Raw genomic sequence first — 12,720 nt, 5'->3', positions numbered from 1 at the left:
CCGGTGATGTAAAAACATCACCGGCTCAAAAACGTGCTGTATGGAGAAACGCCTCTCGCAGACAGAGACTAGCTCAAGGCTTCTAGATAATCGCGAATACGATTGCGTCGCTTAGGCTGACGCAATTTTTGCAGTGCCTTAGATTCAATTTGGCGAACACGCTCGCGAGATAGTTCCAAGGTGCGACCAATCTCAGCTAAGGAGTAAGGCACACCATCGCCCAAACCAAATCTTAGACGAATGACTTCTTGCTCACGTGTGGTCAAGTCAGCCAGAAGCTGATGTAAATCACGACGCAGAGCATCACGAACCGCCAGCTCTTCAGGAGATAAGGCATCAGTCTCTAGAAGGTCGCCCAGTTCTGTATCCCGCTCTTTACCCACTTTGGTCTCTAGGGAAATAGACCGGGGCACCTTGAGGAGCACCTCACGCACTTGAGGTGCGGTCATCTTGAGCTCGCGAGCGATATCTTCCACAGTGGCTGTGCGCCCTTTGGTTTGGGAGATTTTACGCTGAGCTTTTTTGATTTTATTGAGCTTTTCAGTGATGTGGACGGGCAGACGAATTGTGCGGCTTTGGGTTGCGATCGCACGGGTAATACCCTGGCGGATCCACCAGTAAGCATAGGTACTAAAGCGATATCCCTTAGTAGGATCAAACTTTTCAACCGCACGCTCCAGGCCAAGAGTACCTTCCTGAATCAGGTCTAGCAGCTCCAGACCTCGGTTTTGATACTTTTTCGCTACCGACACAACCAGGCGCAAGTTTGCCTTGATCATGTGCTCTTTAGCACGAGTACCTTCGCTACAGGCTTCGTCCAACTCTTGGACAGACATACCCACAAGCTCAGCCCACTGACGCTTGCCTGCCTGCAGTGTTGGCTTTAGCTCGGCAGCCTCAATGCCACATTCTTTAGACAAACGCTCCAGGGAGGGGCGATGGCCTAACTGAGCTGCCATGCGATCTCGAGTTTCTAACAGTAAGACATATGTTGTTAGAATGCCCTCTTGCTCAGCAGCAGCCTGATTGCGCTGTTCCAAAAGGCTCATATAACTCTGGACTAGCTGAGCTTCAGCAACCTCTTCATCTCTTTCAAGTAGACGGACACGCCCAATTTCTTGCAAGTAAAGACGAACCAAATCAGTTGTACGGCGTCCAGGGGCAACCGCTAACTTATCAACGTCTAAATTTTCTACAGCGCTATCCTCATCCTTTGACAACAGCATTTTAATATCAGTATCGCTAGGCTCTTCCTTAGCAGGATCAGCAGTAGTGAGAGCAACAGAGCTGGGGGCTGCTAAATCAGCATCTGTAGTGGTTTGATAAGACGTTGCATCCATAACCATGGGCGGTGTAGCTTTAAGAACAGTCAAGGCCGTCTAGCCCTCGTAGATGTAGTGTGCCCGAGCCAATTAAGCGGGGAACAATCTGCAAAATTGGGAATTTTCTCCAAGCACAAATGTATACCTGATGAGCTAGACTGACGCACCCACATTTAGCGTAGAGTGACGCAGTTAAACCCCAAGTGACTCACATCAAGGTGACCTTAGGATCTACATCACTCAGTCAATCTATTCCCGATAAACAGCATTTAAGATGACGCCGAGGGCTATATCTAACTAAATATCAACCACTGCTGATCACCTCGATCAGGATTAGTCCAGGTTTTTCAGTGGCACAATTTTATGGAAAATTTCCTGATAGATTCAGACATTAGGACGACTTACGGCCTTAATCTTCGGGGCATTTAAGAACGCTCTCTGCCCGCCAGCAACAAAGCGAAGGGCCGTAAACATCACAAAAATTTCATTTGTATGAGCCGCTTGATTACGCTTGCTTTATGCACAGCCAGTTAGACTAGCTGACCATTCATGGATCAGCTTTCGTCAATTACAGCTTTACGGTCCAGCAGCAGCAACTCACGTAATTGATCCGTATCCAGCTCAGTCAACCATTGCTCACCAGCACCAACGACTTGCTCTGCCAGAGCCTTTTTATTGTCAATCATGTCGTTGATGCGCTCCTCTAAAGTGCCGCTACACACAAATTTATGGACCTGCACATTGCGGGTTTGACCAATACGAAACGCCCGGTCAGTCGCCTGGTTTTCCACTGCTGGGTTCCACCAGCGGTCAAAGTGAAATACATGATTGGCACGAGTAAGGTTCAGACCAACACCACCGGCTTTTAGAGAAAGAATAAACAACTTGGGGCCATTGGGATCTTGCTGAAATCGATCCACCATTGCTTCACGAGACGGCTGAGAAGTTCCACCGTACAGGAATAAAGCCTCTTCCCCTAAGTAATCTTTTAGATGAGCCTGCAACAAAGTACCCCACTCAGCAAACTGGGTGAAGATGAGGGCACGATCGCCTTCTGAAATCACCTCTTCCAACATTTCATTCAGACGCTGGAGCTTAGCAGAACGACGCTGTTTACCCAGAGATGCTTGTTTAAGATACTGGGCTGGATGGTTGCAGATTTGCTTTAGTTTGACTAGCAATCCCAGAATCATGCCCCGCCGCTTCACTCCATCAGCTTCATCAATATCAGCCAAGGCTTCATCTACAGCTTTTTGATAAAGCCTTGCTTGTTCAGCAGACAGGCCACAGAAAACGGTCATTTCCTGTTTTTCGGGCAGGTCTTGAATAATGCTGCGGTCGGTCTTGAGTCGTCTCAGAATAAACGGCTGCACCAATCCCCTAAGAGTCCGTAGCGAATCAGTATCCCCATAACGTTCAATCGGTGTGGCAAAACGCCGCTGAAAAAAGTTTTTGGGTCCCAGATAGTTCGGATTCAAGAAATCCATGATGGACCATAGCTCCGTGAGACGATTTTCTACCGGAGTACCGGTCAGGGCAATGCGAAAATCACTTTCCAACTCTCGTACAGCCTTAGACTGCTTCGCATCAGAGTTTTTAATATTTTGGGCCTCATCAAGGACTAGCCCCTGCCATTCCACCCGCTTTAGCTCTTTGAGATCCCGATATACCAGGGTGTAACTAGTAATAATCAGGTTTGTTTTCTGAACTCGTTTAGCAAATGTGGCCCCTTTAGGTCGCTTATCACCGTGGTAAACCAATGTGGTCAGCTCTGGACCAAACCGATGCACTTCTCGCTGCCAATTACTCAGTACTGATGTCGGGCATACCAACAGAATCGGTTTATTGAGAACGTCTTCTTGCTTGAGACTAAGGAGAAAGGCAATGAGCTGAACGGTTTTACCCAAACCCATATCATCAGCCAAACAAGCGCCCAGACCCCACTGCTCTAAAAATGACAACCAAGATACACCTCTTGCTTGATAAGGACGCAGCTTACCCTCAAATCCATCAGGTTCCTGCATTTCTTCAAGACTTTGGTTGCCGGTGGTCAGGGTCGTAATCAACTCATCCAACTTGCCCGATGCTTCGAAGGCTACCACCGGCAACTTATCGATGAGCTGACCATCACCACTACTAATCCGCAATACTTCTTCGACGGAAAGCTTATTTTTTGTTTGGCGACTGGTGAAGAAGGATTGAGCGGCTTTAACATCCTGAGGACGGAGTTCTACCCATTGACCATTAACTTCTACCAGAGGCGTCTGCTGGGCAATTAGCTGCTCAAATTCACTTTGGCTAACATTCTGGCCACCAATGGACAGTTGCCACTCAAAGTTGAGCAGACTTTGAAGCCCTAGGCGCTGCTGTTTACGGGAAGGTGCCATCGCCTTAACACTTAAACCCAAACGACTAGCACTCGCCTTTGTCGGGTCCACCAGATTATCGGGCAAGGTCACTCCAAATCCATTGTCTTGCAGGCGATTGGCCGTTGCTTTAATAAATTCGAACGCTTGAATCGGATCAAGGGTACAGACACTCGGGCTCGGCTCACCCAGGGTTTGCTTAATAGGTTCACATAGACGAGCGGCTCGTCCCAGACCAGCTAATAGTTTCTCTTGAGGAGATTCCACCGCACGTCCACGATAATCTAACTGATCAACGGGGTGCCGCCAGATTGTCTGGGCATCCAGGCAAAAGCTCTCATCATCCGAGGCTTCTAGACCATAGTGCAATGCCCAATTGAGTTCACCGCTGGGCGGAGGCATCAGACGAAAGCCCACATGTAATGAATCTAGATCATCAGCCGCCACATTTTGCAGAGGCGCTGTCCAGGTATTCAGCGCTTCATTGAGACGCACCAGTCCAACCGGAGTAGAGTCAAAGCGCTTTTTCTTTTCTTGAGTTAAAGCTCCTACCCATTCCCGTAGCGGCAAATCTTTGCTGAGGGGAGCCGTAGCAGGTAAAGGTTGCATTTGCGCCAGTTCGCGCACCTTAGCTGATACTACATTACCGAGAAAGTCTTGCAGTAGCGGCAAGGGTGACTCGGGGGAACCCATGGCAATCGGCATATCTGGTGGGTCCGCAATGGCCGCTTTGGATTTCTTAGCAGTGGTTTTAGTTTTTTTAGCCGCAGTCGTTTTACGTGTCTGTGGATTGAGTGCTTGATATAGTCGACAGACAAGGGGCATGCGATCGGCAAACTGACGCAGTCGAGCTTGGTCAGTAGCACTGTTGAGTAGTAGCTGCCAAGTTGCGATCGCGCCACTACCATCCGCACTCACCATTGGTACAAATTTGCCCCGTGCCATCAGGTCAAGACTCCAGCGAATCATGTGAGACCAATAGCGCAAATCACCACCAATGAGACTCGCTTCAGCTCCCAAAGGCAACCCAACCAAAAGTTGCAACGCCGCCACAGTAGGCAGCATGATTCCAGACACACGCCACGGATAAAGCAACACCTCAGACTCCTGAGATTGCCCACAGAGCTGAGGACAAAGTTGAGCATCTTCCATAACCGTTGGCACTGATAGCACTTGCTCGCGCCAACGCGACTGAAACCGCTCTGCCAACACGCTTAAATCCCAATGATTTACCGTCGCCAGAAAAGCTTGAAATTCATCAGCACTTAAACAGTAAGGATGAGTCGCAATACTCCAACCATTGTCAGTAGGTTCTAGCCTACGCCATGTCTCCGCCCACACAAAAAAACGCTGCTGTGTCGGGAGCCAACTTCCATGAAGAATCGCCATAATCAATGCTGCCTTCAGTACCGTCCAACATCCAGATAAAAAGGATTCAGAGTATATAGTTCGAGGATAGAATCATATCCAGCTACATCTCATATTTTTCATAGGCCGCCACAATCCTCTGCACCATTGGATGGCGCACAACATCGGCCTTTGTTAATTCGGAAAACGCAATACCACTGACACCCTTGAGCACTTTCATAGCAACAGACAAACCTGATTGCCGCTCACGCACCAAATCTGTTTGGGTAATATCACCAGTAACCACCATCCGCGACTTAAAACCCAAACGCGTTAGCACCATTTTCATCTGAGCTGGTGTCGTATTCTGAGCCTCATCTAAGATCACAAACGCATTACTCAATGTGCGCCCGCGCATATAAGCCAGGGGAGCAACTTCAATAATGCCCCGCTCCATCAAACTCGGAATGCGCTCCGGGTCAATCAACTCATGCAACGCATCATAAAGAGGACGCAAATAGGGATCCACCTTCTGCTGCAAGTCACCTGGCAAAAAACCTAAACTCTCCCCAGCTTCAACCGCAGGCCTAGTCAAAATCAGGCGCTCGAACTGCTGCTCAAGAATTGCCTGCACAGCAACCATAGCGGCCAAAAATGTCTTCCCTGTACCGGCTGGCCCAGTACAAAAAATTAGGTCATTGGTGCGCAGGGAACTGACATACTTACGTTGACGGAAAGTTTTTGCTCGAATCGTTTCTCCGCGACGAGTCCGGGCAATTACATCCCCATGCAGCTGCCCAAGATCATCCTCTCGATGAGTATCCAACGCATGCACCGCAGTCATCACATCAGCCACCGAGACCTCCTGTCCCTGAGACCAAATAGATTGCAACGATGTCACTAAACGCTTAGAACGTTCAACTTGACTTGGCGTCCCTGATATCAACAAAGTGGTGCCACGCATAACTAGCTTGGCTCCTGTTTGCTGAGATAGTCGTTTTACAGCGTCTTCCCGATATCCAGCCATAGCCATCGCTTGCTCGGCTGAATCAAACTCAAACTCGAAGGCACCTTCCATAAAACAGACAAACTGTGCCGCCCTAGATACCTAGCTCAAGCACCCAGCACCTGGACTTTGTACATTAATTAACTATCGACGTTCGTAAACACAACTCAAACCCCGACCAAGCCTAGACATTTCAGCTAAGCATCGTCTTGACTTTGACTGCGCCTGGGTGGTCTACCAGCCCCTGGTCGACCACCACCACCGCCACGGCGCGGGCGACCACCACCTCGACTACCTCTTGGACGAGCCCGATCATGACCACCACTCGAATCTTGAGATGATTCGCCGTAGATATCTAAATGCACTGAACAATTGTGCAATGCACCGGTCGCTTTCAAAACCTTACGAATTGCTTGAATGTTACGACCACCACGTCCAAAAACTCGACCTTTGTCTTCACTGTCAAAAGCAACTCGAATCCAAAGACGTTGACCGCCTGACAATGATTCAAAGTCCAATCTCAACGCATCAGGAGACTCTAGAAAGGGAGTTACTAAAAATCGCACTAAGGCTTCAAAATCAGGCACATCGTCACCCTCTAACATCCAGTAGCAAGCATAGGAGTACACACATCAAGAAATTGATTTCAGCAGGAAGCTTAACAATAAGCTCTCATACTAAGCATCAAGTTCTAGAACCACGGACATTAAAACTAAGCCTTAAGCTGCTCGTACACGTTAGCCTTTTCAAGAATACGTTGCACAGTTTTTGTGGGCTGCGCGCCTTCTTTCAAACGTTTAAGAATAGCAGGAACTTCTAAACGGGTCTCATCAGTTCGAGGATTGTAAAAACCTAGCTCCTCTAGAGGGCGACCATCACGGCGATCTCGGCTATTCATAGCCACAATCCGATAGCTCACCTCACGCTTTTTGCCGTAACGCTTCAGTCGCAATTTGATCATAATTTTGTTGAAACTGTTCTGTCCGAAAATTTACACAAAGCCTAGCTGAGCGCAGCACATCTATTCAAAAGTGCTTGAGTGCGAGGTCTTTCATGGCTTTATCAAAGGGCCCAAAAACAGGCGCACTCACCCAGAGCAACTAATTCTATCACCACAAAGCCAGCATCGCACTGACAAAGTGTCAACAAGCTCTGCTAACACTCAAAATAATCTTAGCTAACCTTGCTTGTGAAGAATTGAATTCGTAGAGCTATGTTGTGTCAGTGTGAAAACTTCGAGTTCACAGACGACAACCCCCAGCCAAAAACACGCTGACTAATCTTCATGATCGTCAAATGGATCAGCAAGCTGCTTAGACGGTGGTCCAAATGCTGTGTATATGGCAAGTCCCGTAAAGGCGATGACGATAGCGCCAACTGAAATAATAAGAACTGTTGCAGAATCCATAGGATCTTTTAAGACGTAGAGGATGTAAAATCTATGATATTACAGAATATGAAGTGACCTTAAGGTACTTACGCCCATGGCACAGCAAACTCGGTTGGGAAACCTACTCAAACCTTTGAACTCTGAATACGGTAAAGTTACCCCCGGCTGGGGTACTACTCCTTTAATGGGAGTATTTATGGCGCTTTTCCTTGTCTTCTTATTGATCATTCTGCAGCTTTACAACAGTTCAATTCAAATTCAGGGAGTTGATGTTGATTGGCGTGGTTTGAGCTTCTAAATCAGTTTCATCAGTGCGCTTTCTCTCATAAAAATTTTGGGGAAGCGCATAAAAGCGCATAAAAACTGTTTGAGGGGGGTGGGTTTCTTAACCTGTCCCCTTTGCTAGTAGTGTGTCAGTAGTTCATCGATCAGCGCCATGACTATCAGGTTAGCGGTGATTTTAGGTGATGTAATAGTCTGGAGCAGTCAACATCAGCGAGAGGTTTATCAGCAATGAATATTTTTGGCATTGGTTTGCCAGAGATGGCTCTGATTATGATGGTGGCCCTATTAGTTTTCGGCCCCAAAAAGCTTCCTGAGATTGGTCGTAGCCTCGGAAAAGCCCTTAAAGGGTTTCAAGATGCTTCCAAAGAATTTGAAGACGAGTTCAAAAAAGAAGCTGCCCGCATAGAAAAAACAGTAGCTGAACCGATGAAAGCAACTTTAGAAAAATCAGAACCTAAGGCATTAAAGCCAGAGCCTGAATCTTCCGACGAAAATCAGGTCAATGATGCTACTGCGAGCAACATCACCACCGATGGGCCAGCTTAGTTGTATTTGTTCTGGGTGCAGGGTAATAGTCAAAAATAATTATTTCACCTAGTCCACGTCTTGCCTTCAGCCTACTAACGCGAAGCGTAAGTAACCGAAAGTTTTAAGTAATAGGATGGTAACGACAAACGCCGCAGCTCCACCAACACCGAAACTATTAGTGGGGCTAGGTAACCCAGGGCAAAAATATGACCGCACTCGCCATAATATTGGCTTTGAAGTGATAGATAACCTGGCTAAGAGTTGGTCCATAAAGCTTACCGAAAACAAACGCTTCCAGGGACACTTTGGAGAAACTCGTTCCAGCTCTGGCGAACGATTGATTTTACTCAAACCCACCACATACATGAACCGTTCTGGACAATCGGTACGGGCTGTTTTTGATTGGTACAAACTACTGCCAAGTGAAGTGCTGGTGATTTACGACGATATGGATTTGCCCATTGGCAGATTACGCTTACGCCTTTCGGGCTCGGCAGGCGGTCATAATGGCATGAAATCAATTATTTCCCACCTAGGCACTCAGGATTTTCCTAGACTTCGATTGGGTATTAGTCGGACCAACACTTCAGACAAACAAGCTAATAGAGCCGTCGTTAGTCATGTACTAGGTAAATTTGCTCCGGATGAACGTAAGGTTATCGATGCAGCTATTACGCTTGCTAATGACGCAGTAGAGTTTAGTTTACGCAAAGGGATTGAGCGTGCCATGAGTCTTTACAATGGGCGAGAAGCTGCCGTGTAGCACGATTAAACACACATCTGTCTGATCATGAACATTAGGTATTAAGGTCCTGTAGCTGTAGTAGCCGTGACCAAGGTAAAAAATAAGCAAGTAACCCCAAAGGTATTAGCTGTTTTAAATGGTAAGGGTGGAGTAGGTAAAACAACTACTGCTGTTAATCTAGCTGCGATTTTTGCAGAAGATCGGCGAGTTTTGCTGATCGATAGTGACCTCCAGCGTTCTGCTACCTGGTGGCTAGAGCGAGTACACCAAGTATTTGACTTCTCCCACGCACCTGATGTCAAGATGCTGGAAAAGCTGAAGTCCCTTGATGAATATGAACTGATTGTAGTTGATACTCCTCCAGCGCTACACTCTAAATCCTTAGGTGCTGTGTTAACGGTGGCAGACTATTTACTACTGCCTACACCACCGGCACCGATGGATGTGACAGCCTTAATTACAACTGTCAAAACTATTGTTCAACCATCTGGGGTCTTTCATCGGGTATTGCTGACAAAGGTTGATTCCCGTAGTTTAAAAGAAGCGCAAGAGGCTCAAGCCATGCTGGAGAAGTTGGATATTTCGGCTTTTCAAACATACATACGGACGTACAAAGCCCATGAGCGGGCTGCCATGGAAGGTTGCGCTATTAGTCAATGGAAGGGGCCTAATGCTCAAGAAGCTCAGGCCGACTATTACCGAGTTGCTGCTGAAGTCCTAAGAGACTGGAAAAGATTATGACTAAAAAACGCATTGCCGACTTACTAAAAGAAGAAGTCGAGAAATCCAACGATGCTGAACAAACTCCAGCACCCACTCCCACTCAGGATAGTCAGTCCTCTAAAGCAGGTAACGGAGGAACTGCCGAAACGGCCTCTGGTACAAGTCGGACTAGAAAACGGACCAATAAAACATCAACAGCTTCAAAACAGACGACTGCGAAAAAGGCCACGACCAAACAGACCACGACCGAAGCCACCAACACAGCTGATCTGAAAAAGCAAATCGCCGACTTAAAAACTTCTCTCAAACAAGCTCAGGAACAAATCTCTGGGCTACAAGACGATATCAAGACTCACCAAACTCGTATATTCGAACTTAAGGATGAGTTAGAAACCTCACAAAAAGTTGCAGCAGATAAATCGGAAGAACTAACAAAAGTTACTGAAGAGCTGGAAACGGCCAAAGAAACAATCCGAAAAATTACGGCTCAACAAGAGGAAGCGGCTCAACAAGAGGATACTCCGACGAAAATCATTCACGGTGCCGATTTAGCGGTCAACCGTCATACTTTGAGTTTGAGAAATCGCCCCAGTAGTTACAAAGCAATTCCAGAATATGCCATCCAGCGTGGCGAACATAATAGTATGCTCTCCGACGATGACATTGGTTGGGTTGATTAGGGCTATTAAAATCCACTGAATAAATTCTCGTGGCGTTTCTTTACAGTTGAATAACAGGTTGATAAATCGTCAACCACGTCCCCTACTCTGAGGAGGAATTGTGCAGAGGTATGGTTTATGGACGTGAGAGCAGCTGTTGCTCATCAGGCTGGACAACCCCTAACGATAGAAACACTAACCTTAGATGGCCCTAGGTCAGGTGAGGTGCTGGTTGAGATTAAGGCTACTGGTGTTTGTCATACCGATGCTTATACTCTTTCAGGCAAAGATCCTGAAGGTTTATTCCCAGCTATTTTGGGGCATGAAGGTGCTGGCGTGGTTGTGGAAGTGGGAGAGGGTGTAAAAAGCCTGAAACCTGGCGATCATGTCATCCCTTTATATGTCCCCGAGTGTCGTACCTGTGAGTACTGTTTAAGCGGCAAAACCAACCTTTGTCAGGCCATCCGTAGCACTCAAGGTCGTGGATTAATGCCCGATGGCACTAGTCGCTTTCATTTGAGCAAGGAGCCTATTTATCACTACATGGGTACCTCAACCTTTGCTAACTACACGGTTGTCCCTGAAATTGCCCTGGCTAAAATTCGAGAAGATGCACCCTTCGATAAGGTGTGTTATGTCGGTTGTGGGGTGACTACAGGCATCGGCGCTGTGATTAATACAGCTAAGGTGGAGCCTGGATCAAATGTGATTGTCTTTGGATTAGGAGGGATTGGATTAAATGTAATCCAAGGCTGTCGCTTGGTTGGGGCAGACATGATTATAGGTGTAGATCTTAACCCTGGGAAAAAAGCTCTAGCAGAAAAGTTTGGCATGACCCACTTTGTGAACCCCAAGGAAGTTGAGGGGGATCTGGTGCCCTACTTAGTGGACTTGACCAAAGGTGGGGCCGACTACACCTTTGAGTGTATTGGCAATGTTAATGTGATGCGTCAGGCATTGGAGTGCTGCCATAAAGGCTGGGGTGAAAGCATCATCATCGGTGTCGCTGCATCAGGGCAAGAAATTTCGACGCGTCCATTTCAACTGGTTACAGGTCGAGTTTGGAAAGGTACAGCTTTTGGGGGGGCAAAAGGTCGCACCGATGTGCCTAAAATTGTGGACTGGTATATGAATGGCAAGATCAATATTGATGATCTGATCACCCACACTTTTCCATTAGAGAAGATCAATGACGCCTTTGATGTGATGCATGAAGGCACATCAATTCGTAGTGTTGTGACGTTTGACTAGCATTATTGCAAGCGTCCTTGAAGGAGCTTTCGAGCCCCTATAAAGCCCATCATCGTTAAACCAATGGTGACTGAGGGTTCAGGGAGCTGGGGTGGTTCCTCAGATGAGAGATCGTCCCACTGTAGCCCTGAGATCGCACCACTCACGTCGCTGTAGCGAAACTGGACTCGCTGCAATTCAGTTTCTTCGAAATCAAACTGGAACATAGAGTTGTCGTCACGCTTATTGCCCACCTGAGTGATGGTGACGTCAACATACTCATCTAAACCATTTTTGTAGGCATGGGTGAGGGATTTGCCTTGACTTTTGGAGTGGTCTGGATCGCTATAGGTATTGGCAAACCGCTTAATTAGATTGTCAACATTAATATTGAGAATCGTATTATTGTCAGCATCTTTACCAATCACACGAACCTGAGTTCCGGACTTCGTCCCAAAGTTATCGTCGATATCAAGGAGTGAAAACTGTTTAAATCCAACTGTTTGGTCAAAATCAAACCAGATGTGGCCACCTTTAGCTTCATCATCAGGTGTATGTAAGTTATAACTACCGTTGTTGTATTCCTGAATGATCAGGGCATTGCCTTGATTTGAAGTACCCCAGGTCGCGCCAGTGCGTAGATCGTTATCGGCACCTGATTGACTTGTGTCATAGAGCAACAGAGGGGCGTTGTTATGGCCGGTTTTATAGTTTTTGCCAATGATGCTTAGCCCCCAGTCGGCCCATTGATTATGAACTTGAGTACCGCCACTTAGGGCATTACCGGACGCATCGGCCTCAAAGTCGAGGACTCGTACCTCTGCCTGAGCAGGCAAAATTGTAGAAGCAATGGATAGCACAACAGTGGTTGCGATCGCAGCTAAAGATTTGACATTAGCCATTACAGATAAAGGTATCAAATACTACGTTCACATTAATAACTTCACGGAGATTTGAGTCACCTCAGTAATGCTGAGATCTTTTTTAGAGCTTTAAATTTAGATAACACCTACGGGTTTATACGTAGCCCCATTCAAGCAAAAAACCAAAAATAGCAAACATAGGTTCCGTATATATACGGAACCTATGTTAAGTCCAGGTTGATTTTGGTAAGTTTAG

At 46.9% G+C, this 12,720-nt stretch carries 13 protein-coding genes; 6 read left to right on the top strand and 7 right to left on the bottom strand.

The window, feature by feature from the left end; genetic code table 11:
- Positions 1-68: 68 nt before the first annotated feature.
- From sigC to psbN, 6 genes are all read right to left on the bottom strand, one after another.
- Positions 69-1,340: an RNA polymerase sigma factor SigC gene (sigC, locus tag DXZ20_RS31985; RefSeq protein ID WP_163671771.1), complete on the bottom strand. Its 1,272-nt coding sequence runs from the start codon at positions 1,338-1,340 to the stop codon at positions 69-71.
- Between the two features lie 536 nt (positions 1,341-1,876).
- Entirely contained in the window at positions 1,877-5,077 is a 3,201-nt protein-coding gene (locus DXZ20_RS31980) for a DEAD/DEAH box helicase (RefSeq protein ID WP_163668203.1), read from the bottom strand.
- Positions 5,078-5,159: 82 nt separating this feature from the next.
- Complete coding sequence (locus tag DXZ20_RS31975) at positions 5,160-6,113, bottom strand: PhoH family protein (protein ID WP_163668201.1); 954 nt, start codon at positions 6,111-6,113, stop codon at positions 5,160-5,162.
- A 125-nt stretch (positions 6,114-6,238) separates the two neighbouring features.
- A complete protein-coding gene (locus DXZ20_RS31970) occupies positions 6,239-6,628 on the bottom strand; it encodes a KH domain-containing protein (protein WP_348918743.1) in 390 nt (129 codons plus the stop codon).
- A 125-nt stretch (positions 6,629-6,753) separates the two neighbouring features.
- Positions 6,754-7,002, bottom strand: coding sequence for a 30S ribosomal protein S16 (gene rpsP / locus DXZ20_RS31965; RefSeq protein WP_006516769.1), 249 nt, complete (start codon positions 7,000-7,002; stop codon positions 6,754-6,756).
- A gap of 315 nt (positions 7,003-7,317) precedes the next feature.
- Positions 7,318-7,449 carry a photosystem II reaction center protein PsbN gene (psbN, locus tag DXZ20_RS31960; protein ID WP_006516770.1) on the bottom strand — a complete coding sequence of 44 codons (132 nt, stop codon included), beginning with the start codon at positions 7,447-7,449 and terminating at the stop codon, positions 7,318-7,320.
- Positions 7,450-7,525: 76 nt separating this feature from the next.
- Here psbN and psbH point away from each other — a divergent pair, with 76 nt between their 5' ends.
- The 6 genes from psbH to DXZ20_RS31930 all read left to right on the top strand — a co-directional run bounded on the left by psbH (position 7,526) and on the right by DXZ20_RS31930 (position 11,622).
- A complete protein-coding gene (psbH, locus tag DXZ20_RS31955; protein WP_006516771.1) occupies positions 7,526-7,729 on the top strand; it encodes a photosystem II reaction center phosphoprotein PsbH in 204 nt (67 codons plus the stop codon).
- Positions 7,730-7,944: 215 nt separating this feature from the next.
- Entirely contained in the window at positions 7,945-8,262 is a 318-nt protein-coding gene (locus tag DXZ20_RS31950) for a TatA/E family twin arginine-targeting protein translocase (RefSeq protein ID WP_163668185.1), read from the top strand.
- A 115-nt stretch (positions 8,263-8,377) separates the two neighbouring features.
- A complete protein-coding gene (gene pth, locus DXZ20_RS31945; RefSeq protein ID WP_163702839.1) occupies positions 8,378-9,007 on the top strand; it encodes an aminoacyl-tRNA hydrolase in 630 nt (209 codons plus the stop codon).
- Between the two features lie 66 nt (positions 9,008-9,073).
- Positions 9,074-9,730: an AAA family ATPase gene (locus DXZ20_RS31940; protein ID WP_163668181.1), complete on the top strand. Its 657-nt coding sequence runs from the start codon at positions 9,074-9,076 to the stop codon at positions 9,728-9,730.
- Positions 9,727-10,392: a hypothetical protein gene (locus DXZ20_RS31935; RefSeq protein ID WP_163702838.1), complete on the top strand. Its 666-nt coding sequence runs from the start codon at positions 9,727-9,729 to the stop codon at positions 10,390-10,392. Before DXZ20_RS31940 ends, DXZ20_RS31935 begins: the two co-directional genes overlap by 4 nt.
- 117 nt (positions 10,393-10,509) lie before the next feature.
- Positions 10,510-11,622 (top strand): S-(hydroxymethyl)glutathione dehydrogenase/class III alcohol dehydrogenase, encoded by a 1,113-nt coding sequence (locus tag DXZ20_RS31930; RefSeq protein WP_163668177.1) that lies wholly within the window; start codon positions 10,510-10,512, stop codon positions 11,620-11,622.
- Positions 11,623-11,624: 2 nt separating this feature from the next.
- Here DXZ20_RS31930 and DXZ20_RS31925 read toward each other — a convergent pair whose 3' ends face one another.
- Positions 11,625-12,503, bottom strand: a complete 879-nt coding sequence (locus DXZ20_RS31925; protein WP_163702837.1) for a hypothetical protein — start codon at positions 12,501-12,503, stop codon at positions 11,625-11,627.
- Positions 12,504-12,720: the final 217 nt, after the last annotated feature.

The organism is Adonisia turfae CCMR0081, from assembly GCF_011009555.1.
In the GTDB taxonomy this organism is placed as follows: Bacteria; Cyanobacteriota; Cyanobacteriia; order Phormidesmidales; family Phormidesmidaceae; genus Leptothoe; species Leptothoe turfae.
Note: the sequence above shows the minus strand (reverse complement) of the source record. Positions and strands in the feature narration are given on the sequence as shown.

Bases quoted from the DNA above. Each gene is read 5' to 3' on its own strand.
- sigC (WP_163671771.1), bottom strand. From the start codon at position 1,340: ATGGATGCAACGTCTTATCAAACCACTACAGATGCTGATTTAGCAGCC.
- DXZ20_RS31980 (WP_163668203.1), bottom strand. From the start codon at position 5,077: ATGGCGATTCTTCATGGAAGTTGGCTCCCGACACAGCAGCGTTTTTTT.
- DXZ20_RS31975 (WP_163668201.1), bottom strand. From the start codon at position 6,113: ATGGAAGGTGCCTTCGAGTTTGAGTTTGATTCAGCCGAGCAAGCGATG.
- rpsP (WP_006516769.1), bottom strand. From the start codon at position 7,002: ATGATCAAATTGCGACTGAAGCGTTACGGCAAAAAGCGTGAGGTGAGC.
- psbN (WP_006516770.1), bottom strand. From the start codon at position 7,449: ATGGATTCTGCAACAGTTCTTATTATTTCAGTTGGCGCTATCGTCATC.
- psbH (WP_006516771.1), top strand. From the start codon at position 7,526: ATGGCACAGCAAACTCGGTTGGGAAACCTACTCAAACCTTTGAACTCT.
- DXZ20_RS31950 (WP_163668185.1), top strand. From the start codon at position 7,945: ATGAATATTTTTGGCATTGGTTTGCCAGAGATGGCTCTGATTATGATG.
- pth (WP_163702839.1), top strand. From the start codon at position 8,378: ATGGTAACGACAAACGCCGCAGCTCCACCAACACCGAAACTATTAGTG.
- DXZ20_RS31935 (WP_163702838.1), top strand. From the start codon at position 9,727: ATGACTAAAAAACGCATTGCCGACTTACTAAAAGAAGAAGTCGAGAAA.
- DXZ20_RS31930 (WP_163668177.1), top strand. From the start codon at position 10,510: ATGGACGTGAGAGCAGCTGTTGCTCATCAGGCTGGACAACCCCTAACG.
- DXZ20_RS31925 (WP_163702837.1), bottom strand. From the start codon at position 12,503: ATGGCTAATGTCAAATCTTTAGCTGCGATCGCAACCACTGTTGTGCTA.